This is a genomic window from Ruegeria sp. AK4 (assembly GCF_056541025.1).
This window is the reverse complement of record NZ_JBQFXS010000015.1, coordinates 15,910-41,212: the sequence shown is the minus strand read 5'-3', so window position 1 is coordinate 41,212 and position 25,303 is coordinate 15,910. Positions and strand designations below refer to the sequence as shown.

Annotated in this window: 21 protein-coding genes and 1 tRNA gene; 18 read left to right on the top strand and 4 right to left on the bottom strand. The window is 59.4% G+C overall.

All coding sequences use genetic code 11. The features are described from left to right. Positions 1-16 precede the first annotated feature (16 nt). From ACR0EZ_RS19865 to ACR0EZ_RS19845, 5 genes are all read left to right on the top strand, one after another. Positions 17-3,229, top strand: a complete 3,213-nt coding sequence (locus tag ACR0EZ_RS19865) for a reductive dehalogenase (RefSeq protein ID WP_480616398.1) — start codon at positions 17-19, stop codon at positions 3,227-3,229. Positions 3,230-3,358: 129 nt separating this feature from the next. Further along, positions 3,359-4,225: an FAD binding domain-containing protein gene (locus tag ACR0EZ_RS19860; protein WP_480616396.1), complete on the top strand. Its 867-nt coding sequence runs from the start codon at positions 3,359-3,361 to the stop codon at positions 4,223-4,225. Continuing rightward, on the top strand, positions 4,222-4,701 hold the full coding sequence (locus ACR0EZ_RS19855) for a (2Fe-2S)-binding protein (RefSeq protein WP_480616394.1): 480 nt from the start codon (positions 4,222-4,224) through the stop codon (positions 4,699-4,701). The genes ACR0EZ_RS19860 and ACR0EZ_RS19855 overlap by 4 nt, the downstream gene beginning before the upstream one ends. After that, positions 4,701-6,956 (top strand): xanthine dehydrogenase family protein molybdopterin-binding subunit, encoded by a 2,256-nt coding sequence (locus tag ACR0EZ_RS19850; RefSeq protein WP_480616392.1) that lies wholly within the window; start codon positions 4,701-4,703, stop codon positions 6,954-6,956. Before ACR0EZ_RS19855 ends, ACR0EZ_RS19850 begins: the two co-directional genes overlap by 1 nt. Next, the gene (locus ACR0EZ_RS19845; protein WP_480616390.1) at positions 6,949-7,194 is read left to right on the top strand and encodes a MoaD/ThiS family protein; all 246 of its coding nucleotides are present in this window, start codon (positions 6,949-6,951) and stop codon (positions 7,192-7,194) included. The genes ACR0EZ_RS19850 and ACR0EZ_RS19845 overlap by 8 nt, the downstream gene beginning before the upstream one ends. On the opposite strand, the gene ACR0EZ_RS19840 is transcribed toward ACR0EZ_RS19845, so the two are convergent. Next, on the bottom strand, positions 7,191-7,892 hold the full coding sequence (locus tag ACR0EZ_RS19840) for a lysophospholipid acyltransferase family protein (protein ID WP_480616388.1): 702 nt from the start codon (positions 7,890-7,892) through the stop codon (positions 7,191-7,193). The two genes, ACR0EZ_RS19845 and ACR0EZ_RS19840, sit on opposite strands and share 4 nt — an antisense overlap. A gap of 142 nt (positions 7,893-8,034) precedes the next feature. On the opposite strand from ACR0EZ_RS19840, the gene ACR0EZ_RS19835 reads away from it, so the two are divergent. After that, a tRNA-Trp gene (locus tag ACR0EZ_RS19835) sits at positions 8,035-8,110 on the top strand. A 131-nt stretch (positions 8,111-8,241) separates the two neighbouring features. Here ACR0EZ_RS19835 and ACR0EZ_RS19830 read toward each other — a convergent pair. Both ACR0EZ_RS19830 and ACR0EZ_RS19825 read right to left on the bottom strand, forming a co-directional pair. After that, complete coding sequence (locus ACR0EZ_RS19830; protein WP_480616386.1) at positions 8,242-8,898, bottom strand: hypothetical protein; 657 nt, start codon at positions 8,896-8,898, stop codon at positions 8,242-8,244. Positions 8,899-9,279: 381 nt separating this feature from the next. Further along, complete coding sequence (locus ACR0EZ_RS19825) at positions 9,280-9,933, bottom strand: GntR family transcriptional regulator (protein WP_480616384.1); 654 nt, start codon at positions 9,931-9,933, stop codon at positions 9,280-9,282. Between the two features lie 208 nt (positions 9,934-10,141). On the opposite strand from ACR0EZ_RS19825, the gene ACR0EZ_RS19820 reads away from it, so the two are divergent. The 12 genes from ACR0EZ_RS19820 (at position 10,142) to ACR0EZ_RS19765 (ending at position 24,210) form a co-directional block, all read left to right on the top strand. Beyond that, the gene (locus tag ACR0EZ_RS19820) at positions 10,142-11,224 is read left to right on the top strand and encodes a Gfo/Idh/MocA family protein (protein WP_480616382.1); all 1,083 of its coding nucleotides are present in this window, start codon (positions 10,142-10,144) and stop codon (positions 11,222-11,224) included. A gap of 97 nt (positions 11,225-11,321) precedes the next feature. Then, complete coding sequence (dctP, locus tag ACR0EZ_RS19815; RefSeq protein ID WP_480616380.1) at positions 11,322-12,332, top strand: TRAP transporter substrate-binding protein DctP; 1,011 nt, start codon at positions 11,322-11,324, stop codon at positions 12,330-12,332. Between the two features lie 30 nt (positions 12,333-12,362). After that, positions 12,363-12,938: a TRAP transporter small permease gene (locus ACR0EZ_RS19810; protein ID WP_480616378.1), complete on the top strand. Its 576-nt coding sequence runs from the start codon at positions 12,363-12,365 to the stop codon at positions 12,936-12,938. Continuing rightward, positions 12,935-14,230, top strand: a complete 1,296-nt coding sequence (locus ACR0EZ_RS19805; RefSeq protein WP_170328647.1) for a TRAP transporter large permease — start codon at positions 12,935-12,937, stop codon at positions 14,228-14,230. Before ACR0EZ_RS19810 ends, ACR0EZ_RS19805 begins: the two co-directional genes overlap by 4 nt. Beyond that, positions 14,230-16,122: a bifunctional sugar phosphate isomerase/epimerase/4-hydroxyphenylpyruvate dioxygenase family protein gene (locus ACR0EZ_RS19800; RefSeq protein ID WP_480616376.1), complete on the top strand. Its 1,893-nt coding sequence runs from the start codon at positions 14,230-14,232 to the stop codon at positions 16,120-16,122. The genes ACR0EZ_RS19805 and ACR0EZ_RS19800 overlap by 1 nt, the downstream gene beginning before the upstream one ends. After that, positions 16,119-16,946 (top strand): citryl-CoA lyase, encoded by an 828-nt coding sequence (locus ACR0EZ_RS19795; RefSeq protein WP_480616374.1) that lies wholly within the window; start codon positions 16,119-16,121, stop codon positions 16,944-16,946. Before ACR0EZ_RS19800 ends, ACR0EZ_RS19795 begins: the two co-directional genes overlap by 4 nt. Then, positions 16,936-18,123, top strand: a complete 1,188-nt coding sequence (locus ACR0EZ_RS19790; protein ID WP_480616372.1) for a Gfo/Idh/MocA family protein — start codon at positions 16,936-16,938, stop codon at positions 18,121-18,123. The genes ACR0EZ_RS19795 and ACR0EZ_RS19790 overlap by 11 nt, the downstream gene beginning before the upstream one ends. Further along, positions 18,113-18,787, top strand: coding sequence for a hypothetical protein (locus ACR0EZ_RS19785; RefSeq protein ID WP_480616370.1), 675 nt, complete (start codon positions 18,113-18,115; stop codon positions 18,785-18,787). Before ACR0EZ_RS19790 ends, ACR0EZ_RS19785 begins: the two co-directional genes overlap by 11 nt. After that, positions 18,780-19,970: a Gfo/Idh/MocA family protein gene (locus tag ACR0EZ_RS19780; RefSeq protein WP_480616368.1), complete on the top strand. Its 1,191-nt coding sequence runs from the start codon at positions 18,780-18,782 to the stop codon at positions 19,968-19,970. Before ACR0EZ_RS19785 ends, ACR0EZ_RS19780 begins: the two co-directional genes overlap by 8 nt. Positions 19,971-20,109: 139 nt before the next feature. Beyond that, positions 20,110-21,039 (top strand): sugar phosphate isomerase/epimerase family protein, encoded by a 930-nt coding sequence (locus ACR0EZ_RS19775; protein ID WP_480616366.1) that lies wholly within the window; start codon positions 20,110-20,112, stop codon positions 21,037-21,039. Further along, a complete protein-coding gene (locus ACR0EZ_RS19770) occupies positions 21,020-22,429 on the top strand; it encodes an aldehyde dehydrogenase family protein (protein ID WP_480616364.1) in 1,410 nt (469 codons plus the stop codon). The genes ACR0EZ_RS19775 and ACR0EZ_RS19770 overlap by 20 nt, the downstream gene beginning before the upstream one ends. Next, a complete protein-coding gene (locus ACR0EZ_RS19765; RefSeq protein ID WP_480616362.1) occupies positions 22,429-24,210 on the top strand; it encodes a thiamine pyrophosphate-binding protein in 1,782 nt (593 codons plus the stop codon). The genes ACR0EZ_RS19770 and ACR0EZ_RS19765 overlap by 1 nt, the downstream gene beginning before the upstream one ends. Before the next feature lie 172 nt (positions 24,211-24,382). On the opposite strand, the gene ACR0EZ_RS19760 is transcribed toward ACR0EZ_RS19765, so the two are convergent. Further along, positions 24,383-25,288, bottom strand: a complete 906-nt coding sequence (locus ACR0EZ_RS19760; RefSeq protein WP_480616360.1) for a LysR substrate-binding domain-containing protein — start codon at positions 25,286-25,288, stop codon at positions 24,383-24,385. Positions 25,289-25,303: the final 15 nt, after the last annotated feature.

Genomic DNA, 25,303 nt, shown 5'->3' with positions numbered 1-25,303 from the left:
GGACAGGAGGCGCAGGATGGGGATCCGCTTTTTCTCGGACAAGAACCGCCCGGTTCATATGGGGCCATACCCGTTGGAACGTTTGGCGCGGCAGGATCATCTGCCTGATCTGTCCGGCGTGCCCGCGATGCCGGTGCTCAGCTTTCACAGGCCCGACCGACCCGAAAGCATCGTGAACGCGATGGGAGAGTTTCAGGCCATGCTGGACACGATCCGGGACGGGCTCGTGAACCCTGTGGCGTCCGAGATTCCGTCTGACCCGCAAGAGCGCGCCAACCATCTGAAAGCGTTCGGCTATTTCAACGACGCCTCGATGATGGGCTGCGGCCCCCTGCCGCCCGAGGCTCTGCTGGATCAGCCGCGCCGCAACCCCGATATCGACCGGCTGGCCCATGCCCTGCGTACGCGGCAGACCAAAACGCTGGCCTCGGGCATCGACCTGATCATGGCCGATCTGAAGGATAGTATGGAGGCGACACCCGGACCGCTGGATGCGCATCGCCATGCCATTGTCTTCCTCTATGAACACAACCGCGATCCCGATCCGGATGAACCCGGCGCGGAGTGGATTTTGGATGCGCAGGACCACCGGGCCTGTCTGCTGGCCTCGGAAAACGCTGTGGTGATTGCCAATTACATCCGCCTGCTGGGCTTTGATGCGCGGGCGCATACGGCCATGTCCTCGGATGTTGATCTGGGCAAACTCGCCGTGGCGGCGGGGTTGGCCTCGGTCGAAATAGGCCAGCTTGTCGCGCCGTGGCTGGGATCGCGGTTTGGGCTGGCGGCCGTCACCACTGAGATGCCGATTGCCCATGACGGGCCGCTGCAGCCACTGGCGCAGCAGCCGTGGTTTCGGACACAAGGCCCGGCGTGGTGGCTTGGGGCGGGGTTCGCCAAGAACGCGCTGAACCGCGATCCTTATGCGAAACGGCGCTATGTGGACGGGGCGCATCCGTTTGAAACCCTCAATCGCGTGGAGGATCCGACCACCTATATCGACGAAGAAAATGTCGCCCGGGTGCCCAAACGGGCCGACATGTTCGCGCGGGCGCAGTTTGGCGATATGGGCAAGAACCTGCAGGATGCGGCGAAGGGCGGGCATTACGTCCGCAAATCCGCCCCGAGTTTCGCGCAACGGCGCGCGTTGGGGGCGTTTGTGCTGCTGCAGGATGGGGAAATCGCGGATGTCGCCAAACCCACCGATGCAGCCCGCAACGCCGCCAATATCAAGGCAGCGACGTATTTTCTTGGGGTCGATGCGGTGGGCCTGAGCCGCTGTCCAGACTGGGCGTGGTATTCCCATGATGCGACGGGCGAGGAGATCATTCCGCCCCACGATCAGGCCGTCAGCATGATCATTGATCAGGGCTACGAGACGATGGAGGGTGCCAGCGGCGACGACTGGATCAGCGTCGCCCAGTCGATGCGCGCCTATCTGCGGTTTTCCCTGCTGGGCGGTGTGATCGCGCAGCAGATCCGCAACCTCGGCTACAAGGCCAAGGCGCACACGGTGATGGATGGCGAGGTGCTGCAGCCGCCGCTGTTGCTGCTGTCGGGGCTGGGCGAGGTCAGCCGGATCGGCGAGGTCATCCTGAACCCCTATCTGGGCCCGCGCCTGAAGTCGGGCGTGGTGACAACCGATATGCCGATGGCGCATGACAAGCCCATCGATTTCGGCCTGCAGCGCTTTTGCGAGGCCTGTAACAAATGCGCCCGCGAATGCCCCTCGGGCGCGATCACCGCCGGGCCGAAGCTGATGTTCAACGGCTATGAAATCTGGAAATCCGACAGCCAGAAATGCGCCACCTACCGGGTGACCACGCCCGGCGGCGCGATGTGCGGGCGGTGCATGAAAACCTGCCCGTGGAATCTGGAGGGGATCTTCAAGGAACGCCCCTTCCGCTGGGCCGCGATGAACATACCCTCGGCGGCCCCTGCACTGGCCAAGCTGGACGATGCGGTGGGCAATGGCGGGCTGAACGACACCAAGAAATGGTGGTGGGATATCGAGTTGCAGGCGGACGGGGCCTATCGCCCTTCGGAACACGCGCTGAACCGGCGCGACCTGCAAACCGATCTGGACCTGAAATACGAGGATCAGACGCTGGCCGTCTATCCCGCCCCGCTTGCGCCGCACCCCTGGCCTTATCCCTTTGCGATGGACCGCGAAGCCGGGATCGCCGCCTATGAGGCGATGGTAACGGCGGATGACTACAAGGCCCGCAAGGCGGCGGGCGACATGTCCGTCATTCACCGCTACCAGATCGCGGGAGACGCGCCGGTGATGCGGGTGGAACTGACCAGCGTCGACAAGATGACCGCGGATGTCAGCAAGTACGAATTCTCGACGCTGGATGGCGCGCCGCTGCCGGAATGGACTGCGGGCGCGCATCTGGACGTGCTGGTCGCGCCTGAGTTCCTGCGGCAATATTCGATGTCTGGCGACCCGTCCGACCGCGCCACCTATCAAATTGGCGTGCTGCGCGAGGATGAAGGGCGCGGAGGCTCGGCCCTGCTGCATCGCATCTTCAGCGAAGGGCGCAAGGTGTTCATCTCGAAACCGATCAATCTTTTCGAACTGGATGAGACCGCGACCAAGACCTTCCTGATGGGCGGCGGCATCGGGATCACGCCGATGATCGCTTTTGCGCACCGGTTGCACGCTTTGGGCAAACCGTTTGCACTGCACTACTCCGCCAGCTCCCGCGCAGGGGCCGGGTATCTGGATGATCTCGCCGCGATGCCGTGGGCGGACCATGTGCATTATCATTTCTCGGACGAAGGCACGCGGGCCGATCTGGATGCGATCCTTTCGGGCTATCAGGATGGCTGGCACGTCTACACCTGCGGACCCGACCGCTATATGGACGGCGTCATACAGGCGGCGGAACAGCAGGGATTCCCGGAAGAGGCGCGGCATCTGGAGTATTTCTCGGTCCCCGAACAGCCCGACTACGTAAACCATCCCTTTACCCTGAGACTGGCGAAATCGGGCCGCGACCTGACCGTCCCCGCCGACAAGGACGCCGCGCAGGTGCTGAACGAAGCAGGCATTCACGTGGATGTGAAATGCTCGGACGGGATCTGCGGCGTGTGCAAATGCGGCGTGATCTCGGGCGAGATCGAGCACCGCGATTTCGTGCTGTCCAACAAACAACGCGAGAGCGCTATCATCCTGTGCCAAAGCCGGGCCGCGCAACCGGGCGGTGTGGTCGAGATCGATCTGTGATGCAAAGTCTGGAAACGACATTTTGAATCGCAAAAATTGGTCGTTCCAGCCATGGACGCCGCCTGCATGCTGCACTAACGTCCCCTGCGAACCCCAATAAACCCTGATCAACAGGTGCGAGGTATTTTCATGGAGTATCACAGCCCCGCCAGCTTTGCCGAGGCGTCGGCACTGGCTGCAAACGCAACGGGCATCACCCGGTTTCTGGCCGGTGGAACGGATGTGCTGGTGCAGTTGCGCTCGGATCTGGTGACGCCCGATACGCTGATCGACATCAAGAAGATCGACGGCGTCAGCGACATCACCCGCAATGCCGATGGCAGCTGGACGCTGGGCGTTGCCGCCACCGGTGCCGAGATGAGCGAACACGCTGAATTGGGCCGCGAGTGGCCCGGTGTGGTCGAGGCGATGGACCTGATCGGTTCGACTCAGGTACAGGGTCGCGCGACGTTGACCGGCAACCTGTGCAACGGCTCTCCGGCGGCGGATTCGGTGCCTGCGATGGTTGCAGCTGGTGTGACCGTCACCGTGACCGGCCCGGATGGCGACCGCGAGGTGGCCGTCGAAGATATTCCAACCGGGCCGGGCAAGACCTCGCTGGCCAAGGGCGAAGTGATTTCGGCGGTCAACATCCCTGCGCGCGGCGACAATGCGGGCGACGCCTATCTGCGCTTCATTCCGCGTACCGAGATGGACATCGCCGTGGTCGGCGTCGGCGTCAGCCTGCGGCTGGACGGGGATACGGTCACCGAGGCGCGCGTCTCGTTGGGGGCCGTCGCCCCGACCGTGCTGCTGGTCGAAGACTGCGCCAAAGCCATCATCGGCAGCACGCTGGACGATGCCGCGCTGGAGGCGCTGGCGACAGCGGCCTCGGCCGCCTGTAACCCGATCGACGACAAGCGCGGCACCATCGCGTTCCGCACCGAGGTCGCTGGCGTTCTGGTCAAGCGCGCCGCCAAAATCGCCTATGCCCGCGCGAAGGGAGAACACGTATGAGCAAGTTCCACGTATCCACCACCGTCAACGGGGACGCGGTCGAATACCTGTGCGACCCGCGCGAAACCCTGCTGGACTGTCTGCGCGACAAGCTGAACCTGACCGGCGCGAAAGAGGGCTGCGGCACCGGCGATTGCGGCGCGTGCTCGGTCACCGTTGATGGCCGTCTGGTCTGCTCCTGCCTGATGCTGGGGGTCGAGGCGGATGGCAAGACCATCGAGACCGTCGAGGGAATCGCGGACGGTGACATTCTGCATCCGCTGCAGAAAAAGTTCATCGAACATGCCGCCCTTCAATGCGGCATCTGCACGCCGGGCATTCTGGTGGCCGCAAAGTCGCTGCTGGAGAAGAACCCCAACCCGACCGAGGAAGAAACCCGGTACTGGCTGGCAGGCAATCTGTGCCGCTGCACCGGTTATGACAAGATCATTCGCGCCGTGATGGAAACGGCGGAAGACCTGCGGGAGGCTTCGTAATGGCACTGGACGACCGTAAATCGGAATTCACTTTTGTCGGCACCCGCCCGAACCGCCCTGACGGTTTGGACAAGGTCACAGGCCGCGCCAAGTTCGGCGCTGATATGTCAGCCCCCGGCATGCTGCACGGCGCAATTCTGCGCTCGCCCCATGCCCACGCCCGGATCGTCAGGATCGACGCGTCCCGGGCCGAGGCGATGAAGGACGTCAAAGCCGTGGTGACACGCGCGGATTTCGCCGATGTCCCGTTCAAGCCCGGTCTGGAGGGCGAGTTTTACAACGTTCTGGAAAACGTCATGGCGGGCGAAAAGGCCCTCTATGATGGCCACGCGGTGGCGGCTGTGGCGGCCACGTCGGCGCTGGCAGCGCGCGATGCGCTCAAGCTGATCGAAGTGGAATACGAGGTCCTGCCCCATGTCACCGACGTGGACAAGGCGATGGCTCCGGATGCCCCCGTGATCCGCGAAGGCGCTGCGGACTATTCCGTGCCCGAAGGAATGCACCCAAACGTCGTGCGCTACCACGAAAGCGGCCACGGCGATGTCGAGGCCGGGTTTGCCGAGGCCGATCTGGTCATGGAAGACAGCTTTGTCACTGAGGCGACCCATCAGGGTTACATCGAACCGCATGCCTGTCTGGCGATGCTGGGAAATGACGGCAAGGGAGAGCTCTGGTGCACCACCCAGGGCCATTGGATTGCGCAGAAAACCTGTGCGGCCCTGCTGGGCATCGAAACCTCGCAGCTGCGCGTCACCGCATCCGAGATTGGTGGCGGTTTCGGGGGCAAGACGACCGTTTTCATCGAACCCGTCGCACTGGCGCTGAGCCGCAAGGCCAATCGTCCGGTCAAGCTGGTGATGTCGCGGTCCGAGGTGTTCCGGGCCACGGGCCCAACCGCCTCGGCCTCGATGGACATCAAGATCGGCATGAAAAAGGACGGCACGATCACCGCCGCGCGGGGCGAATTCCGCCTGCAGGGCGGGGCGTTCCCCGGGGCTCCGGGCGACATGACGGCGATGTGCGCTTTTGCGGCGTACAACCTGACCAACGTCAAGCAGATCGGCTATGACGTCATGGCCAACCGTCCCAAGCAAGCCGCCTATCGCGCGCCGGGCGCGCCGATGGGGGCCTTTGCGGTCGAGTCGGTGATTGACGAGATGTGCAAGAAGCTGGGGCTTGATCCCATTGACGTGCGCCTAAAAAACGCGGCGCACGAAGGCACCAGGGCCAGTTACGGCCCGCGCTACGAACGCATCGGTCTGGTCGAAACGTTGGAAGCTGCCAAGGCGCACCCGCATTACTCGGCCCCGCTGAAACCGGGGCAGGGGCGCGGGATCGCCTGCGGGTTCTGGTTCAACCACGGCGGCGAAACCTCGGTGACGCTGGCGCTGTCCGAGGATGGCTCGGCGCAGGTGATGGTCGGCACGCCCGACATTGGCGGCTCACGCGCGTCAATGGCGCTGATGGCGGCCGAGGTGCTGGGCATTCCCTACGAGAACATCCGCGTGACCATCGCCGACACCGCCTCGCTGGGTTATAACGATGTCAGCCACGGCTCGCGCGTGACCTATGCCAGCGGTCTTGCCACCATCAAGGCGGCGCGTCACGCGGTTGAGAAGCTGTGCGAACGGGCGGCGGCCAGTTGGGGCATCCCGGTCGATGCGGTGAAATGGGAAAACGGCTGCGCGGTGCCCTCGGGGCCGAATGCGGGCGACTTTGATCCCCGTCCGCTGGCCGATATCACCGCCCATATGGGCGCGACCGGCGGCCCGATCTCGGGCCATTTCGAAGCCACTCCGGAAGGCGCGGGCGTATCCTTTGGCACCCATATCGTCGATGCCGAGGTCGACCCGGAAACCGGCAAGACCAGCATCACCCGCTATACGGTCATTCAGGACGCCGGCAAGGCGATCCACCCGACCTATGTGGAAGGCCAGTATCAGGGCGGCGCCGCGCAGGGCATCGGCTGGGCGCTGAACGAGGAATATATCTATGGCGAGGATGGCCGTCTGCAGAACTCGATCTTTCTCGACTACCGCATCCCGGTGGCCAGCGACTTGCCGATGATCGACACAGTGATCGTCGAAGTTCCCAACCCCGGCCACCCGTTTGGTGTGCGCGGCGTGGGCGAAACGGGCATCGTGCCGCCGCTTGCCGCCATCGCCAACGCGGTCTCGCATGCGGCGGGCGTGCGGATGAAGGAACTGCCAATGTCGCCGCCGCGCATTCTGGCGGCGCTCAAGGATAATGGTTGAGGTCCACCTCTGGTCCGGTCTCCGGTCTTTGACCGGGGGCCAGCAGGTGGTGGAGGTTGAGGCCAAGACCACCGGCGAACTGCTGCGCGCCCTCGTGCGTGCGCATCCGCAATTGCAAGGGCCGATTGATGCGGGCGTGTCCGTCGCTATCGACGGGCGCGTCATCGCCACGGGCTTGACCGAACCGATCCCCGAAGGCAGTGAAGTCTATCTGATGCAGCGCTTGCGGGGCGGTTAACGGGGCGACCACGGCGCGCGCCCGACCATACGGTCGGCCTCGGCCGTGATATCGTTCATGTGGTGCTCAAGGCTTTGGCGCAGCGCCTCGATTTCCTCTTCACTGGCCTTGCGCGGTACGGTTTCGGTCCACTCGCAGCACAGGAACACACCCTCATTCCGCCAGGGTCGCGGCATCAGCAGGCGGTCCCAGGTGCCCGCTTCGCGCCCATGCCTGGCCGAAAAGGTGATCCCGAACACCCGCTTGCCCGAGGTTCGCGCCCAGACCAAAGGCACGGTCGACAGCACCCGTTCCGGCCCGCGCGGCCCGTCGGCGGCGATGCCGATGGAAATACCCTGTTTCATCTTCCCCAGCACCTGCCGCGACAGGGCCACGTGGCGGGTTTTGCTGGCCATGGCGATGGTATCCATGCCGAACAGCTTCTGCACGCGCCCCACCATGCTGCCCGCCCGTGCCGAGGAGGTGATCGAACAGATACGCCCCCTGTCCAGCGGGAAGAAATACGGGGATTGCGCCAACCTTTGGTGCCACAGAACGACAATCACCGGCTCACCTTGTTCGACCAGCCGATCCAGTTCCTCATACCCGATGCGTTGCCAGCGGGTATTGCGGTTGACCATCCGGATGTAGCTGGCAATCCGCCGCGCGGTCCAGTTCAGGACGGCTTCGCTGTCTGCAATCTTTTTGCGTATGCTCACCCGAGGTTCCTTGTGATGACAGAAACTTGTCTTAACCGACTGCGCGCCATGCGCAACTTGTTTGTCCCCGGAGCCGCCGCACAGGAATTTAAAAAAGCCTCTTGAGTCCGCCGCGCCGCTGGCATATCTGGGGGCTCACCACAGGGGTATAGCTCAGTTGGTAGAGCGACGGTCTCCAAAACCGTAGGTCGCGGGTTCGAACCCTGCTGCCCCTGCCATTTAAAATCAATCACTTACAGTGTTGTCCCTCGGGCCAGGTTAGACCAGTTGGGAGCCTATTTGAGAGATTTTCATTCGTGTTTCGTGCACACGGCTTCGCAATGGCTGTCCTTTTCAGGTTTTGCGAAGCCTATCGCGGCCAGTCCTGACAGGGTTCGCTGAACACAAAGAGGTTTTTCTCGCGCTGCACATATGACGCCCAGAAGCGCCAATCAGAGTCGTCATTTTTGAGTGCAGTGGTCGCCAGCCTGATCCTCTGTTCGACAAAGTTGATGTAGAACCTGCCCCTGAAAGCCAGGCAAAAGGCGAACTCGTCCGCGTTGGCGATCTCGTCCGTGATGGGAATTGCGCCTTCGATCTCTCCATCTTTTGCTTTCAAGTCATGCTCACCGGCAAACACGTCTTCCAGCAACAGTTCATCATCATCGTAAAGCGCCAGTTTCAGCGTCAGTTCATTGGCATCGTAATCAGAGGTGTTTTTGACCACGACATGATAAGACAGCATGTCCTGCGGATAGTTCTTGGGCAGTAGCATTTCCTGCGCCCAACTCAGTTTCTCTGCTTCTGTCCCGTTTTGGAGGCGTGACTGCAAAAAGACGGACCTGACGATTTGCTCCTTTTGTTCTTCCGACGGATATTCGGAAACCGAAACGTAAATGGTCGCGTGGTCGAAATCGTAGTTGGCTCCAACGATCCCGGCGATACTTGCCAGCACCCCCAAAACGACCGGCACCGGCTTGAGCAGGGACTTCACCCACACGGGCAAAGTCAGTGTCGCAATTCGCATTCGCCCGATACCTTACTATTTTCCAATGCCTTGAACGATAACTTTAGGTAAATCTCTAACGTGCTCTTCAGGCTTCAACAATCGAAACGCCCAGCTGTTTAGTGAGGGGGATACAATCCCACATTCTCAGGAGGATTGTTGCAGATAACAATATGAAGGTGAAAGCCGATCTGGGGGAATCTGGTATTGGTGGTCCGCCTGGGACACAAAACCCCACACAGTAACTCTCTGAAATATAGGTGTCCCGCGACCTTTGCGGGGTAAACTGAAAGGCTGGTACTCGTAGCGGCACGCTGCCCGGCGAATTCGATCTATCGAGACAGGGGTTTCAGTGCGTTGCCCTAGGTTGAACGCGCCGGAACTACCGTAAGGGAGAATATCCTACATAGCCTCCAAGGTATGCTCGAGACCATTTCGAATGTGATCTTCCAACAGCCGTTTCGCCGTGTCCGCGTCTCTGGCCAGCGCGGCATCGAACATGCCCTTGTGCTCCTTGACGGCCTCTTCGCCGCGATAGGTCAGCACGAGCATCTGATAGCGCAGGTATTTGTCGTAGATGATCGCGTGCAGAGACAGCAGGTTCCTGGAGTTGCAGGCCGCGATCATCGCCTGGTGAAACTCCCAATCATATCGTTTCCAGGTCTCTTTCTCGGACTCGTCGCCCTTGAGAAGTTGCTGTTCCATCAGGTGCAGCTTGTGGTGTGCGGCAACCAGGTTGCCTTCCCAATCCGTGTCGCCGTTCGCAATGGAAAGCTCCAGCGCGTGGCATTCCAACAGGACCCGCAGCTCTGAAATCTCGGTCAGGTCTTCGCGGGAAACCGGTGTTACAAGGAAACCGCGCTGCTCCGGCGCTTCGACAAATCCGTCGCTGGCCAGCCTGTTCAGGGTCTCACGAAGTGTCGAAAGGCTTGCCGAATAGCGTTCCTTCAAGGCGTCCAGCTTCAGTTTGGAGCCGGGCTTCAACTCGCCGAAGATGATATCCCGCTTGATGCGCTGATAGGTGCTTGCCCCTATCGTAGACGGCTGTTTCGCCATGCGTTTCACCCGATATTCCTGGTTTCTTCGTTCAATTAGCATTTTTCGGAGGTATCAGCAATCCAAACTGATGTATGGTAAAAATAAAAATACCATACATTATTGCGGAATCGCAAGAACCCCAATACGGTCGTGGCAAAGTTGGGCGCTGCCGCTCAATCGCAGATTCAGGTTTCGGGATATTCCGAACCCTCCGGAAGGAAGCAAAGTGTCTAAGAACTTTCGCATTGCTATTGTCGGCATTGGCCTTGTTGGACGCCGCCACGCAGACGCGATCAGAGCGTTGCGTCATGTCGATCTTGTTGCAGTTGTCGATCCCAGCGACGAAGGCCGTGCTTACGCCGTTGAGCACGAGATCGCATGTTACGAGACCCTCGAGGATATGTTTGCAAATCAGACGCCGGATGGTGCTGTGCTTGCGACTCCGACCACGCTTCATGTCGAACAAGGCTTAGCCTGTGTTCGACATGGTTGTCCCGTTCTTGTCGAAAAACCGATTGCCGTGGAGGCCGCCGAAGCATTGGAGCTTGTGCAGGAAGCGGAGAACGCCAATGTGCCGCTGATGGTCGGACATCATCGTCGCCACAATCCCCTGATCAAGTCAGCCAAGGAAGCCATTGTTGATGGGAAGATAGGGGATGTCCGCGCAATTCATGCGAATTGCTGGTTCTACAAGCCCGACGAATATTTTGATGCCGCGCCCTGGCGCAAGAAGCCCGGTGCGGGGCCGATCTCGGTCAATCTGGTCCATGATGTCGATCTTCTGCGGTATCTGGCCGGAGAGGTCGTGACCGTACAGGCGCAGTCGGCTGCATCGCAACGCGGCTATGACAACGAGGATGTCGCCGGCGCGCTGTTGACGTTCGAAAGCGGGGCGATCGGGACAATCAGTGTGTCCGACAGCATCGTCGCCCCGTGGAGCTGGGAAATGACGTCTCAGGAATATCCGATCTATCCGTCGACCACTGAAAGCAGCTACATGATCGGTGGCTCTCATGGGTCATTGTCCGTCCCCGATCTTCGGCTTTGGAGCTACCGGAGCGAACAAAGGGACTGGTGGACCCCAATTTCGTCAACCGCGCTGAAGAAGGGTGCATCCGACCCGCTGGTCAATCAACTCAGGCACTTTGTTGATGTTGCTCGGCGCGAAGCAGATCCGATCGTGTCCGGCTGGGAAGGCTTCAGAACGCTTCAAGTCATTGAAGCCATTCAGAATTCCTGCAGGACTGGCGAAACGATCAGGGTTAGCAGCTTTCCACAGACACCAATGCCAAGTGTAACGGCAATTTAAAATATCAGATATTTTGTAAAAAATCTTGCAAAATGTCCAAAATAGGTCAAAACTCAGAATCGGAAAAATGCATCATGATGTCTCAGGGAGGAGCAAAGTGATTACCAAACTTACCCGCCGGGCTGCTGTATCAGCCCTGGTTGCAACCGGTGTTCTGTTTAGCGCAACAAGTGGTGCGTTGGCGGAAGACAAAGTGCAACTTCGCCTCGCAACATCAGGATCGGAGACCGATCAGCGTTCGGTCGCCATGGCCGAGGTGTTCGCGCCCATGGTCGCTGATTTCGCAAGCTACGAGCCCAGCTATAATGGCACCATCTTCGCGCAAGGCACCGAGTTGGACGCTATCAGCCGGGGCAATCTGGAAATGTCGATCACCTCGGCGCAGGAACTGGCACAGTTCTTCCCCGAGTTTTCGATCTTTACCGCTGGCTATGTTCACCAGGACGCCGCGCATCAGGTGGCTGTCTTCAACGATCCTCTGATGGATGCCTTCAAGCAAAAAGCCGAGGAAGAACTGGGCGTCAAACTGCTGTCGGTCATGTATCTGGGCCGCCGTCAGGTGAACCTGCGCCAGCCCAAGGATGAACTGACCGTCAGCACTCCGGCTGATCTGGAGGGTGTGAACCTGCGGATGCCAGGCACAGATGCGTGGCAGTTCCTTGGCAAAGCGCTGGGTGCCGCCCCGACACCAATGGCGTTCTCAGAGGTTTACACAGCTCTGTCGACCGGTGCCGTCGACGGTCAGGACAACCCATTGCCGACCGTGGTTGATGCCAAATTCTACGAAGTGACCAATCAGATCATCCTGACATCGCACCTGGTTGACCTGAACTATATCGCCATCGGCAAAGAGGTTTGGGACGGGCTGACACCGGAACAGCAGGCCAAGGTTCAGGAAGCTGCGGATGCAGCGGCGGAATCCGGTCGCCAGAAGCAGCTTCAGAAGGAAGAAGACCTTGTCAGCTTCCTCAAGGAGCAGGGCATGGAGGTCTACGAGCCCGACCTGGCGGCGTTCCGCGATCAGGTACAGTCGATGTATCTGGAAAGCGAATTCGCCGGAACATGGCCGGACGGCGTTCTCGAGCAGATCAACGCTCTGGGCAACTAAGCTCATCTACACAAGGGAGGGAGAACCACGATGAAAGGCTTCATAATGGGGTTCTCCCGACTGACCGAAGCGATTGCCGGCGGGATGCTGGCGGCAATCTTCCTGATTTTCCTTCTGCAAATTCTTCTGCGGTACTTCTTTACCCCAGCCGGTTGGACGCTTGAACTGATCGGCATCCTCTGGGTCTGGGTGATCTTTTTTAGCTGCGCGTTCATCGTGCGCGAGAGAGATCACGTGAAGTTTGACATCATTTACCTTTCGGTGCCGATGCGCGTTCGTCAGGTCTTTGCGATGCTGGCGGCCGCGGCGATTGTGGTCGGGATGCTCTACAGTTTCCTGCCCACATGGGACTACATCGACTGGATGAAAATCCGCAAAACCTCGACTGTGCGCAATCCGTTCTCGGGTGAGAAGATACCGCTGCGCACCGTGTTTTCGATCTATGCCGTGTTCATGCTGGTCGTGGCCGCGCGCTATGGCTGGCTGTTCTTCGACATCATGCGCAACGGCCCACCTAAAACCGAACTTGAAATGGTCGTGGGATTTAACGTGGTCGACGATCATCCCCGCGTTGACGGCGAAGACGACGAGGACGCAAGCAAATGAGTTTTGAACTTCTTTCCTGCCTGCTCGCTCTCTTTCTTCTGGCAGGCATCGGGACACCTATCGGTTATTCCATCCTTTTGGCCTCATTGGTTTATCTGGGCACGGCCGGATTGGACGTCGCCCTTGCGGGCGAGAAGATCCTGCAAGGTTTTTACAAAAGCACGATCCTGCTTGCGGTGCCGTTGTTCATCGTCGCCGCGAATATCATGAACGCTGGGTCGATCACCGACCGTTTGTTGAACTTCTGCGTCGCTGCTGTCGGGCGTTTCAAGGGCGGCCTTGGGCACGTAAACGTGGTGGCGTCTCTGATCTTTTCGGGCATGTCCGGCTCGGCTGTCGCGGATGCCGCGGGGATCGGCAAGATCATCATCGAGATGATGACCAAGGATGGTCGTTACAGCCGAGGTTATGCTGCTGCGATTACCGCGGCGTCGGCGACGATTGGCCCGATCATTCCGCCCTCGATCCCGATGGTTTTGTATGCGCTCGTTTCCAAGGCCTCTATCGGGTCTCTGTTCCTGGCCGGTATTCTGCCGGGCCTGATCATGGGCGTCGTCCTGATGGCGATGAACTATTATCTGGCCGGAAAGCGGAACTTTGCATTGGAAGAACCTGTTCCGCTGCGCGAATTGCCGGCTAAAACCGCCAACGCGTTCCCGGCGCTGCTGATGCCCGCAATCCTGCTGTACGGTATTTATGGCGGCGTCACCACGCCGACCGAGGCCGCCGCCGTTGCTGCATTCTACGCCCTGCTGCTGGCAGCGTTGTTCTACCGCGCGCTGACCTTCCGTGGCCTTTATCAGGTGTTCGTCGACAGTGCGCGCTCTTCCGCTGCCGTCGGGGTGGTCATTGGTGGCGCGTTCATTCTGAACTTCATCGTCATTCAGGAGCAAATCCCGCAGTCTATCTCGGCGCTTCTGGAGGGTTCGGATGTTAGCCCGATTGTTTTCCTGATCCTCGTCAACCTGCTGATCCTCGCGCTGGGTTGCGTGTTGGACGCGACAACGATCATTCTGGTGATCGTGCCCCTGTTCATTCCAACCTGCGAGGCGCTCGGGATCGATCTGGTGCATTTCGGAGTGCTGGTCGTCGTGAACTCGATGATCGGTCTGATCACTCCGCCCTATGGCATTCTACTCTTTGTGATCAACGCTGTGACGGACATTCCGTTGCGCGAGATTATCTCGGAAATCTGGGCTTTCCTCGCGGTTCTCATCTTCGCCTTGGTGATCATGATGCTGATGCCGGATCTGGTCCTGTGGTTGCCGCGTATGTTTGGATATCAGGGATAATGTGCCTCTCGGTTTCGACAACGTCGATCCCCGGTGATCTGGCTGAAAAACTGAGTGCCATCGCTGAAGCGGGGTTCGGGGGTGTCGAATTACACGAACCGGATTTGACCGCTTTTGACGGGCCGCCATCGCAGATCCGGAACATTGCATCAGACCTCGGCCTGAAGATTTGCCTGCTGCAACCCTTTCATAACCTCGAAGGCCAGTCCGACGGTGGGCGAGAGCGCGCCTTTGATCGGCTGAAGCGCAAACTCGATCTGATGAGCGAGCTTGGTACCGATCTGCTACTAATCGGGTCCGCGTTCGAGGTCGATGCCGCTGCCACCGAAGAACAGGCAGTCGCAGACCTTGGCGAGGCGACCCAGATCGCGAAAGAGATGGGTTTGCGTCTGGCCTATATGGGCTTGCCATGGTCGGGCCTTGTTCACTCGGATGAGCAAGCGTTACGCGTGGTTGAAGCCATCGACAGCCCCCGTTTGGGGTTGGCCTTGAATTCCTTCTTCTCGCTTGCCGACGGGTCCAAACCCGCCCGACTTCGGGACATTCCCGGAGAGCGGTTGTTCCATGTGCAGCTGTCCGATGCACCCCGGCTTGAGATGGATATTCGTAGGCTCAAACGGCATTTCGGGCTTCTGCCGGGGCTCGGGTCGCTGAACCTTGCGGGCTTCGTGCGGGTGCTGGCCCGCGCCGGGTACGAGGGGCCCTGGTCCATTGCGCGCGTCAACGAAACGGCACCGCAGCCCGGTGGCCGAACACTGGCCCGAGACAGCTACAGGTCGCTGGTGAACCTTCTGTATGAGGTTTCGCGGACCGAGCCGGGAACCGATTTGGGCATCCCGGACCTGCCGGAGCGCATCTATGCTTCAGGCTTTGAGTTCGTCGAATTTACAGCTGATGAGTTAAGCGGCGCGCAGCTGGCCGATATGCTCTCGGCCATGTGTTTTCGGATGGAGCGCAAGCACGTCACCAAGTCCGTCGAGCTGTGGCGGCAGGGCGCGATAAACATCGTTGTGAATACCGAAAAGGAAGGTTTTGCCCATTCGGCGTTTCTGGGTCATGGCCCCTCGGTTTGTGACATGGGGTTGCGTGTCAAAGATGCGGATCAGACGGTTCAGCGAGCGACCGCGTTGGGCGCGCCGAATTTCTCACAACCGGTGGGAACAGGGGAACTGGATATCCCGGCCATTCGGGGCGTTGGTGGCAATGTTGTCCATTTCATCGATGAGAAATCCGATCTGCATCGGGTGTGGGATATCGAGTTCGAGCCGGTTGCCAAAACCAAAGCGACCCAGCCCGCCGGTCTGCGCCGCATCGACCATCTGGCACAGACAATGCGTCACGATGAGATGCAAAGCTGGCTGCTCTACTACATTTCTACTTTTGAGATGGCGAAGTCGCCAATCGTAAACGTTGCAGACCCGTCCGGCGGCGTGCAAAGCCAGGCTATCGAGAGTCCCGAAGGCGAAGTGCGCCTGAACCTGAACGGGGCAATAGGGCGCCGAACACTGGCGGCATCATTCCTTGAAGATGGCTTAGGGGCCGGCGTTCAGCACATCGCCTTTCAGTCGGGCGATATATTTGAAACCTCAGCCCAGTTACTCAAGTCCGGCTTTCCCAGCCTGCCTATCCCGGAAAACTACTACGCTGATCTGCAAGCGACTTTCGGATTGGAAGACGATCTGATCGCTCAACTGCGTGGGGGAAATATCCTTTATGACCGGGCGGCGGGTGCCGAGTATTTTCAGATCTACAGTTGCCCCATCTTTAACGGCTTCTTCTTTGAAATCGTTGAGCGCCGCATGGGCTATGCCGGTTACGGCGCGCGCAACGCGCCCATTCGTCTCGCAGCGCAAAGCAAATCCCAGACGGTGAAAGAGGTGCAAACGCAATGACCGCGCAGATGACAAGCGATGAGCGCGCCGTTCGCCAATGGTGGCGTACCTCCATCATCGACATGAAGCCTGGTCAGATCGCTTTTCGCGGAAACGCCATAGAAGACCTGATTGGGAACGTATCCTTCCCGCAGATGATCTGGCTGATGGTGCGGGGCGATCTGCCCAGCGACGCGCAAGCGCGCCTGTTCGAAGCCGCATTGGTCGCAGGCGTGGATCACGGTCCGCAGGCCCCCTCGATTGCGGCTGCGCGTATGGCCGCCACCTGTGGGGTTGGTCTAAATAATGCGATGGCGACTGCGGTGAACATGCTGGGCGACGTGCATGGCGGGGCAGGAGAGCAGTGCGCAGAGCTGTACTATGATATCGCAGTCCGCATGGATGCGGGAGCTTCGCTGAATGACGCTGTTCGGGATGGCTTGGACAGTTGGCGCGAGACCTACGGCAAGATCGTCTCGGGCTTTGGGCACCGGTTTCACAAACCCGTCGATCCACGCGCACCACGATTAATGCAACTTGTTCGAGATGCGGCGGCAGAAGGCACGGTTTCTGGCCGGTTTGCCGATATCGGCGTAGAGGTTCAGGCCGAACTCGGCCGTCAACGCGGCGGTTGGCCGATTGCGATGAATATCGATGGCGCGACCGCTGTGATCTTCTGCGAGCTTGGCTTTCCCGCGCCCTTGTCGCGGGGGCTATTCTGCCTGTCCCGCTCGGTCGGAATTCTCGCCCATGCGTGGGAGCAGATGAACCAGGGCGGTCGCAATAAAGGTCCCATGCCCCCGAATTACTTACCCCTCTACGAAGACAGGAATGATGACAGGTGAGACATCGAAATCCTTCCGGGTCGGCCTCATCGGCTGTGGTCGTATCAGCGATATCTATCTAAAAACACTATTAAAATTTTCGAGCGTCGAGGTCGTGGCTTGTGCAAGCCTTGATCCTTCGGAAAGCCGCGCCAAAGCGGATCAATTTGGAATAGCCAAAGCCTGCACACCCGATGAGGTGTTCGCCGATCCGACAATTGACTGCGTTCTGAATCTCACAATTCCGGCGGCCCATGCCGAAATCAGCCTGCGTGCGCTGGAGGCTGGCAAGCACGTCTATTCCGAGAAGCCGCTGGTTATGAATCGAACGGATGGCAAGGCGATCGTGCACATGGCCTCTGAAAAGGGGCTACTGGTCGGTTGCGCGCCCGACACTTTTCTGGGCGGTCGCTGGCAGACCGTTCGGCGCTTGATCGACGAGGGTGCCATTGGCAAACCAACAGGGGTTTTTGCCCATGTCGGTACCCACGGGACTGAGCGCCATCATCCCAACCCGGATTTCTACTATCAGGCCGGTGGAGGGCCCTTGCTGGACCTTGGCCCATACTACCTGACCGCCATGATCTGTTGCCTTGGTCCCGTCGACCGCGTTGCAGGAATGGCGCGGCGGACATTTGACCAGCGGATGATCGAAAACGGCCCACGCAACGGCGAATGGATGGATGTCAAGGTCGACACGCATTCGCTAAGCCTGTTGCAGTTCTCGTCCGGTGCCATCGGGTCGATGACCATGAGCTTTGACGTTTGGGATAGCGAAACGCCGCGGTTCGAGATTTACGGCGAAAACGGCACCATCTGCATCCCTGACTCTGACCCGGTTCATGGTGCCAATATCTTTCAAGGGGATGTCTGGCTGAAAACGCGGGACACCTCGCGCTGGTCTCATCAGCCTCGTCCAACCAGTCGCGAAGACTGGAAGGTGGTCGAAAACAAACACGGGTTCAATGAAGACAGCCGCGGGCTCGGCCTTTTGGACCTGGCTCTGGCGGTGCAAGAAGGACGCCAACCCCGTGCAAGTGGAGCGCTTGCCTACCACGTGTTTGAGGTCATGGACGCGATTGAACGGGCGCCGAAATTCGGCGCCTACCAGACGATAGAAAGCCGTTTCGCGGCACCTGCGCCTCTGCCGGTCGATTTCCTTAACGATGAGAGGAAGGAATTGGTTCATGCCGATTGAGACACTCGACTTTGCCCAGCCATTTTTCCGCGTCCAGCACATCACCGATGAAGACAGAGTATCTGTCGAGGGTCGCGCAATTGTTCTGAACCTTGGGCGGCTGGATCTCTCTGTCGAGGATCAGAACATTGCACCGCTCTCCTCCGTTATCGTGCAAGACAGCACGCTTAACGGCGTGGAGCGCGCAGTCATTGTCCACGGTTTCGACGCCCATGGTGATGACAGCGAGCTATTCGCGCGGGTGAAAGATACGTGGCCGTCGGCCTTCGATGTTCGCCAAGAGCAGCGTCTGCGCGGTGTCAGCCACTACATGTCGCCAAAGGTCTTCGTGGGTAACGTTGGGCTGACCATGTACCATTCCGGCTCGGTGCCGCTGAATGTCGGATTGCATAAGGATCATCCGTTCTGCCCGGTACCGGGGTTTCGCGAAGTGCATACGCAAATTGTTGGCTTTGGCAAAATGCAGCAATGCCGCGAACGGGACGTCGAGACCCTTTACCTCGAAGAATTCATGGCCCCCGGCACGACGCACAGGCCGATGTATGACGCCGAAGGCATCTATCCCTGGCATCAATACGAGACAATCACCCCCGGCATATTCATGGCAGTCGAAATACTGCCCGAGGGCGTACGGATTCCGGAAATGGAGGTTCAGAATGGTTGAGAGACTTTTACCCGAAGACCTGAACTTTGACGGCCCTTTCCCCCGCCTGTCTCGCCGTTTGCGGCTGGGCGTTGTTGGTGGTGGACGTATCTCGGTCACGCAAGCAACGGCTGCCCGGATGACCGACCGGTGGGAGGTCGCCGCAGGCGCGCTCAGTTCTGACGCCGCGCGCAGCAAAGCGCGCGGGGCTGAGTGGTACCTGCCGGCAGACCGGTGCTATGCGTCGTTCGACGAGATGGCAAAGGCCGAGGCAGCGCGCGCGGATGGGGTGGATGCCGCTATGATCACTACCCCGAACCACGTTCATTTCGACGCGGCCAAGGCGTTTCTGGAAGCAGGCATTGACGTGCTGTGCGACAAGCCCCTGACCAACGAAGTCGCCGAAGCCGAGGGGCTTGAAGAGATTGCCGCGCGCACGGGACAGGTCTTTGCCGTCGGATATGCGATGTCGTGTTTTCCAGTGATCCGGCAAGCCAAACACATCGTGGCCGAAGGCGGCATCGGCAAGATCAACCAGATCCATGTTGAGTTTATGCAAGACTGGATGACGCCCGAAGATGTGGCTGATGCGCCTCATGTCAAATGGCGGCTGGACCCCAAGATTTCTGGTCCGACCAGCTGTGTCGGCGATATCGGCACCCATGCTGCGCATCTCGCCAGTTTTGTCTCGGGCCTGCCGATGACCAACCTGCGGGCCGAGTTTCATGTCTGCGGTGCGCCTAAGCCGTTGGAAGACACGGTGTACATGTTCACCCGCTATCATAACGAGGTTCCGGGAACCCTGATTGCGACACGTCTTGCCCCGGGAAATCGGGGTGGGTTGCGGTTGCGGATTTTCGGGAGCGAAGGAGGTCTCGAGTGGGATTTAGAGCATTCGGAACAGCTGAAGTTCAACCGGTTCGGTGAGCCGGACCGCATCATAAGCCGAGGTCACGGGCATGGCATCGGCCCCGGCGCGGAACGTCTGATCCGTACCGCGCGCGGCTTCCCCGAAGGGATCATCGAAGCCTGGGCCAATCTCTATACCGAATTTGCCATGGCAGTGGCTGCACGCCGGGATGGTGTCGCTGTTCCGGCCGATTGGCTTGCCTATCCCGGTGTCAGTCAAGGCGCAGACGGCGTCCGTTTTATTGATGCCTCTGTGCGTTCTCACCAGGCCGGAGGCGACTGGGCCGCGATCTAAGGCTTTGCAGACACAAAGGTTATACGCGCCCGGGCCAGTGCCCGGGCGTTTTCGTTTGCTGAGCAGTATTCAGAGTTGATATTTTTAAAAATATCAGATATTTTGTACTACATGTGATGAAATTGAGATTCGCAGACGCATGGAGCTGCCGTTCATGGTGAACCCCGAAGAGGTTGGCACACGCCCCTCTCTCTATTCCTTGGCGCATCTGACGCTGATCGGCTGCACGCCACCCGAGCTCGTCTATATCGCCGCCCGGGCGGGGTACGATGCCGTCAGCCCCCGGTTCATTCCGATGCATGTCCCCGGCGAATTCACTCAGTCCCCGATCGACATGGCACAGGTGCAGGCCACCAAAACGGCGCTTGCGACCACCGGCCTGAAGGTTCTGGATATCGAGATCGCACGCATTACCGAAGACGTGGACCCGCGCGGTTTTGAGCGCTCGCTGGAGATCGGCGGGGAACTGGGTGCCAAGCGCATGATCATGAGCGCGTGGACCAATACCCGCGATGATCGTGACTTCCTGATCGACGTCTATTCTGAAACCTGCGAACTGGCCGCGCCCTACGGGCTAACAGTGGACCTGGAGTTCCCAAGCTTCTCCCGCCTGCGCACGCTGGATGAGGCACTGGACATTGTCCGCGCCTCTGATCAGCCGAATGGCGGTATTCTGGTCGATACGCTTTATCTGCACCTCAGCCGTGTGGATCTCGGAGAGCTCTTGCACGTCCCCTCGGACCTGTTTCACTTCCTGCATATCTCTGATTGCCTGCCCGGCATTGCCGATACGCGCGAGGGCATGATCCAGCTGGCCCGTGATGCGCGGCTATATCCCGGTGAGGGATGGATTGATTTCACCGGCATCATCGAACGGATGCCACCCGTCGACTATTCCATCGAACTGCCCAACCAAAGCCGCGTTGCCGAGTTGGGATATGAAGAACACGCGCGTCGCTGTCTCAGCCACGCCAAGCGAACATTCGGCGCGGCGCGGTCACAGCGCCGTATGCCTGATGCAGCCATTCTAAAACACCAAGAGGTTCACCATGGGCAAAGAGCTCACTGAAAACGACCGACAACTCGCGGGTGATATGCTGGCACGCGCCCGCGCTGCCATGGCCGAGATCGAGGATTGGGATCAGGACAGGCTGGACCGCCTGTCCCAGGCCATCGCATGGTATGCGGGGAACGAGAAAACCTTCACGCGGCTGGCCCAGCAAGGCGTGGACGAAAGCGGCATCGGAGATCGCGAAGGGCGGCCTGCGAAGCGGTTCAAAATCCATATGGTTTTGCGCGATGTCCTGCGTACCCCATCGACCGGAATTGTAGAGGTTGATGAGGAAAAAGGTCTGGTGAAATATGCCAAACCTGCCGGCGTGATCGCGTCCCTGATCCCGATGACCAATCCGGCGATGACCCCACCGGTGACCGGCGTTTCCGCCGCGAACGCCCGGAATGCGGTCATCTTCAGCCCACATCCGCGCACTGCCCATACCACCTATGAAATGGTCGAGGTCATGCGCGCAGCCTGTCGAGCAGCAGGCGCGCCCGAGGATCTGTTTCAATCGATCCGCAAACCGTCGATCCCATTGACGCAACATCTGATGGAGATTTGTGACCTGACGCTGGCAACGGGCGGTAAGCCGATGGTCAAAGCGGCCTACAGTTCAGGGCGTCCGGCCTATGGCGTCGGCGCGGGCAATTCGTCCATCGTCATAGATGAAACGGCTGATCTGGACATTGCGGCGCAGAACACGCGCATTTCCAAGACCTCTGACTTTGGGTCCGGCTGCTCGGCCGACGGTAACATCGTTATCCAGCGTTCGGTCTACGACGATATGATCAAGGCGCTTGAGGCCGAAGGCGGTTACCTGTGTTCGGATGAAGAGAAGGCCATGCTCGAAGCTGCTATGTGGGATGAGAAGGGCAACCGCACCTTCCCGACCATCGCCTGTCCGCCTCAGCAAACAGCTGAAGTCGCCGGTTTTAGCATTCCCGAAGATCGCAAATTCCTGATGGTTGAAAATCAGGGGCAAATCGGGCCGCAGCACAAGTTCTCGAAGGAAAAGCTGACCACGCTGATGGCGCTTTATAACTTCGAAACGTTCGATGACGCGCTGGACACTGTCCGCCAGATCTACAACACCGGGGGCAAGGGCCATTCCTGCGGGATTTATAGCCATAATGACGATCACATCGACCGGTTGGCGCGTCTGGCTCCGGTCAGTCGCATGATGGTGCGGCAGCCTCAGTCCAAGGCCAATGCAGGCGCCTGGACCAATGGCATGCCCATGACCAGCAGCCTGGGCTGCGGCATCTGGGGCGGCAACATCACCAATGAAAACGTCACCATGAAACACATGATGAACTACACCTGGGTCAGCCGTCCGATCCCCGAGGATCGCCCCTCGGAGCCGGACCTGTTCGGTGAATTCTACGGGCAGGAGGTCGCGTGATGGACGGGGCAAAACTGGAAGGCAAAACAGTCGCTGAACACGTCGTAGACTTTCTCGAACGTCGCGAGGTCAAGCATGTATTTGGCCTGTGCGGGCACACGAACATCGCGGTTCTGGCTGCGCTGGCGGAAAGTCCTATCGATTTTGTCACAGTACGACACGAACAAATCGCCAGCCACGCGGCGGATGCGTATGCTCGCGTGACGGGCAAGGCCTCGGTGGTTTTGTCTCATCTCTCTCCGGGGTTGACCAATTGTGCCACCGGGGTCGCCAATGCGGCGCTGGACTGTATCCCGATGGTGGTGATCGCGGGTGACATTCCCACGCATTACTACGGCAAACACCCGCATCAGGAAGTGAACCTGCACGCGGATGCTGCACAATGGGAGATTTACCGCCCCTTCGTGAAACGCGCTTGGCGGGTGGATCGGGCAGACCTGATGGCCGAAATTCTGGAAAAGGCGTTCCATCTGGCCGAAAGCGGTCAGCCCGGGCCGGTACTGGTCAACGTGCCCATGGATATCTTTTCCGAGGTGATCCCATCGGACAGCTTCGACCGCATCCGCGACAACACCCGCGCGCTCAAGAAACCGTCGATTGACGATGAAACCGCGCGAGAGATTGTCGAAGCGTTGGCTAAAGCCGAAAACCCGGTCGCTTATGTCGGGGGCGGCATCCTTCTGGCGCAAGCCAGCGAGGAGTTGCGCGCGTTCGTTGAACACATGGGCCTGCCGGTCGCGCATTCCCTGATGGGCAAAGGCGCGCTCCGCGACGACCATCCGCTGGTGCTGGGAATGACAGGGTTTTGGGGCACTGAACTGGTCAATCAATCCTGCCTGAATGCGGACTACATCTTTGCCGTGGGAACCCGGTTCAAAGAGGCCGATTGCTCCAGCTGGTATCCCGGCTACACGTTCAACATTCCCGGCTCCAAGGTCATTCATATCGACATCGAACCGCAGGAGATCGGCCGGAACTATCCCACCGAGATCGGCGTCGTTGCGGACGCCAAGGCCGCTTTGCGCTTTCTCAATCGGGTCGCCCGCGAAATTTATCCGGACGGCTTCAACCGCCCCGCGCTGGAACAGAAGATCGCTGACTTCCGGACCGACTTCAAAGCGCGCAACGTGGAAATGGCGACCTCATCGGCCTTTCCAATGATGCCCGAGCGTATTCTGGCCGACACCCGCAAGGCGCTGCCCGAGGATGCCATCATCACGACCGATGTAGGCTGGAACAAGAACGGCGTCGGACAGCAGTTCGATATTTTGACGCCGGGTTCGATCCTGACCCCGGGTGGGTTCGCCACGATGGGTTTTGGCCCCCCGGGCGCGGTCGGCGCGAAACTGGCAGCACCTGATCGCGTTGTCCTCAGCCTGGTCGGCGATGGTGGCTTCGGTCAAAACCCGTCGATGCTGGCAACAGCAGTCGAACTTGATCTGGGCATCATCTGGCTGGTTATGAACAACAACGCTTTTGGCACCATCGCCGGCCTTCAAAAAGCGCATTACGGTTTGACCTATGGAACCACGTTCCCCGGATCAGCCGCCGCACCCACAAACGGACCGGGCTATGCAGACATAGCGCGAGCCTATGGCGCGGAAGGGCACAGACTCAGCGCTGCTGACGAGTTGTTGCCTGCATTGGAAGCGGCAATCGCCAGTGGCAAGCCAACCGTGCTCGATGTGCCAATGATCAACAACCCGACACCAACGACCGGGCATTGGAACATCTTGGACATATACTCGCCGGACAAAGAGGTATCTCACGTCGCGACTTGACGAAACTGGGCGTGTTCAGACGCGCCACGGCAGCGCGCATCCTGTTTTTAATGGTAGCTAAGAGTTGGCCGTTGCATATGGCAATCGGGGATGGAAGCAGCCATTCGCTATAATGCCAGGTTTGACGATACTCTTGGTGAAAGCTGACGTTTACGACAAAGTGCCCGATTGCTCAACCGCCCAAGTATAGACCTCGTTCTGGTTCACATTGCCCCAACAACCATCGGCATATTGCGTCGATGACGTCCTGCCTCGCGTCGGGTTTGTGTCGAACAAGGTAATAGGCCCGAATTTCACTATAGACGGGCTCGAAAAGCTGGACCAACGTGCCGTTGGCCAGCTCACTGTCAATCAGCGGGCGCCATCCCATCACCACGCCCTGGCCTGAGATCGCGGCCTGTAGCAAGACATTCGTGTCCTCGATCATCGGACCGGGCAGGGCGTCGTCGAACGAAACTCCGTTGTAGGCAAACCACGATTGCCAGCCGACAGCGTCGCGTTGATGGATCAGGGGAAAACCAAGTAGTTCCGATGGTTCCGCCGGATGGCCTAGGCGATCCAAAAGATCGGGGCTGGCCACTGGCGCGGTCATGACGCCCACAAGGCGATCCGCAACCATGTTGGGCCAGAAACCGTCACCCCAGGTGATGAAAATGTCGGCGTCCACGTTCTGTGGCGACACCAGCAGCGGGGTCTGTACGAGTTCAAGATCAATCTGGGGGAAATGCGCATTGAACTCTGTCAGACGCGGCAGCATCCAGCGGGTGGCAAAGCTGGGGCCCATGGCGATGCGAACCTTGGTGTGATCGGATTGTTCCGAGATATCCAGAATGGCGCGTTCCAGGATGCGAAACGCTTTGGTGACCTCTTCGGCCAGGCGTACGCCCTCGTCGGTCAACGCAACTTGTCGACCGGACCGGGCGAACAAGGTCAGTTTCAGATGCGCCTCAAGCCCGCGAATGTGATGGCTGATGGCGGTGGGGGATACGTGAAGCTCTTCCGAAGCGGCGCGGAAACTGCCCAGGCGCGCCGCGGCATCAAAGGCGCGCAGGGCGGAAAGAGAGGGAAGGGCGGCCATATGGGAAATAAATGA

Coding starts and splice junctions, on each gene's coding strand:
- ACR0EZ_RS19865 (WP_480616398.1), top strand. CDS start 17: ATGGGGATCCGCTTTTTCTCGGACAAGAACCGCCCGGTTCATATGGGG.
- ACR0EZ_RS19860 (WP_480616396.1), top strand. CDS start 3,359: ATGGAGTATCACAGCCCCGCCAGCTTTGCCGAGGCGTCGGCACTGGCT.
- ACR0EZ_RS19855 (WP_480616394.1), top strand. CDS start 4,222: ATGAGCAAGTTCCACGTATCCACCACCGTCAACGGGGACGCGGTCGAA.
- ACR0EZ_RS19850 (WP_480616392.1), top strand. CDS start 4,701: ATGGCACTGGACGACCGTAAATCGGAATTCACTTTTGTCGGCACCCGC.
- ACR0EZ_RS19845 (WP_480616390.1), top strand. CDS start 6,949: ATGGTTGAGGTCCACCTCTGGTCCGGTCTCCGGTCTTTGACCGGGGGC.
- ACR0EZ_RS19830 (WP_480616386.1), bottom strand. CDS start 8,898: ATGCGAATTGCGACACTGACTTTGCCCGTGTGGGTGAAGTCCCTGCTC.
- ACR0EZ_RS19825 (WP_480616384.1), bottom strand. CDS start 9,933: ATGGCGAAACAGCCGTCTACGATAGGGGCAAGCACCTATCAGCGCATC.
- ACR0EZ_RS19810 (WP_480616378.1), top strand. CDS start 12,363: ATGAAAGGCTTCATAATGGGGTTCTCCCGACTGACCGAAGCGATTGCC.
- ACR0EZ_RS19805 (WP_170328647.1), top strand. CDS start 12,935: ATGAGTTTTGAACTTCTTTCCTGCCTGCTCGCTCTCTTTCTTCTGGCA.
- ACR0EZ_RS19800 (WP_480616376.1), top strand. CDS start 14,230: ATGTGCCTCTCGGTTTCGACAACGTCGATCCCCGGTGATCTGGCTGAA.
- ACR0EZ_RS19795 (WP_480616374.1), top strand. CDS start 16,119: ATGACCGCGCAGATGACAAGCGATGAGCGCGCCGTTCGCCAATGGTGG.
- ACR0EZ_RS19790 (WP_480616372.1), top strand. CDS start 16,936: ATGACAGGTGAGACATCGAAATCCTTCCGGGTCGGCCTCATCGGCTGT.
- ACR0EZ_RS19785 (WP_480616370.1), top strand. CDS start 18,113: ATGCCGATTGAGACACTCGACTTTGCCCAGCCATTTTTCCGCGTCCAG.
- ACR0EZ_RS19780 (WP_480616368.1), top strand. CDS start 18,780: ATGGTTGAGAGACTTTTACCCGAAGACCTGAACTTTGACGGCCCTTTC.
- ACR0EZ_RS19775 (WP_480616366.1), top strand. CDS start 20,110: ATGGAGCTGCCGTTCATGGTGAACCCCGAAGAGGTTGGCACACGCCCC.
- ACR0EZ_RS19770 (WP_480616364.1), top strand. CDS start 21,020: ATGGGCAAAGAGCTCACTGAAAACGACCGACAACTCGCGGGTGATATG.
- ACR0EZ_RS19765 (WP_480616362.1), top strand. CDS start 22,429: ATGGACGGGGCAAAACTGGAAGGCAAAACAGTCGCTGAACACGTCGTA.
- ACR0EZ_RS19760 (WP_480616360.1), bottom strand. CDS start 25,288: ATGGCCGCCCTTCCCTCTCTTTCCGCCCTGCGCGCCTTTGATGCCGCG.